This is a genomic window from Cupriavidus sp. UYPR2.512 (assembly GCF_000379565.1).
GTDB lineage: Bacteria > Pseudomonadota > Gammaproteobacteria > Burkholderiales > Burkholderiaceae > Cupriavidus.
The window spans coordinates 1-1,317 of sequence record NZ_KB903107.1 but is presented as its reverse complement, the minus strand read 5'-3'; the positions used below and the strand labels follow the sequence as shown (position 1 = coordinate 1,317).

General features: G+C 58.5%; 1 protein-coding gene. It reads left to right on the top strand.

What is annotated here, in order from left to right:
- Window positions 1-48 precede the first annotated feature (48 nt).
- Entirely contained in the window at window positions 49-1,065 is a 1,017-nt protein-coding gene (locus tag A3A5_RS0122445) for an IS110 family transposase (RefSeq protein WP_051108564.1), read from the top strand.
- The last annotated feature ends 252 nt before the right edge of the window (window positions 1,066-1,317 follow it).

The window sequence follows — 1,317 nt, the reverse complement described above, 5'->3', positions numbered from 1 at the left end:
CTGAAGGAATGGCTTGAGCCGGATGCGGGGCGACCTGCACGTCCGGTTCTGAGGGGGCGGCGGCGCAGTAATGCGTCGCTGCTACCCGACCAGGTTCACTGGGTGGATGCTGACACAGGCGAAATCGTGAACAAGCAACTGAAGCGCGCCGTGTTCCTCGAACATTTTGCGAATCGCGAACCCTGTTTGATTGGTATGGAGGCCTGTGGCGGTGCCCAACACTGGGCGCGGCGATTGATCGAGATGGGCCATCAGGTCAAGCTGATGCCGGCCAAGTTCGTCAAGGCATTCGTGATCGGCAACAAGAATGACCCGGCGGATGCGCGCGCGATCTGGATGGCCACACAGATGCCAAGCAAGGCCGTCGCAGTCAAGACCGAATCGCAGCAGGCCGTACTGGCGCTGCATCGGTTGCGGCAACAGAAAATTAAGATGCGAACGATGCAGATGAACAGTCTGCGAGGGTTACTGTCCGAATACGGTGAGGTGATGGCCAAAAGCCGCGGCGCACTGGATAAGGCGATCCCAGGAGTGCTGGCAAGGCTTGCGGAGCGACTGCCAGCAATGCTGATCGAATCTTTACGCGATCTGTGGAATGACCTTGACCGCCTCGACAAGCAAATCGCAGAGATCGAACGGCGCTTGCAGACGTGGATGAAGGAAGACAAGGCGTGCAAGGCGATCGCCGCGATCCCGGGCGTTGGCTTGCTGACAGCGACGGCCACAGTCGCGAGCATGGGTGACGCAAAGGCGTTCAAGTCTGGGCGCGAGTTTGCCGCCTGGCTCGGTCTCGTACCCAAGCAGACTGGCACCGGGGGAAAGGTCCAGCTACTCGGAATTAGCCGGCGCGGCGACACGTATGTGCGCACGCTCCTGATCCATGGCGCGCGCAGCGTGCTCTTCCACGCGAAGCATGCCGGAACGTGGGCGGAGCAAATGCAGAAACGACGACCTGCGAACGTGGTCACCGTAGCACTTGCCAACAAGATGGCTCGAACTATCTGGGCTATTCTCGCGCATGACAGACCATACAAGCAGGATCACGTGAGCACACGACCGACTTGACTCAAAGATAGAAAATAGTGCCGCGGGTATCCGCGAAGATTACAGGGTGACGTCGAAAGGTTGCGTTGGCAATCGAGTGTGATGACAAGACAGATCGGACCGGGATTCGCTAAACCTGAAAGATAGTTTGAGCGTTCAGCTCGCGCGACAAATGAGGAGCGAGTCGCATTGACTCATCAGAATTGCAACTCGCGCTGACTTGTTGCCTCACGTAGTTTGCTACCCGTCGGATTGTCCGGCGGGAGCGGCTCG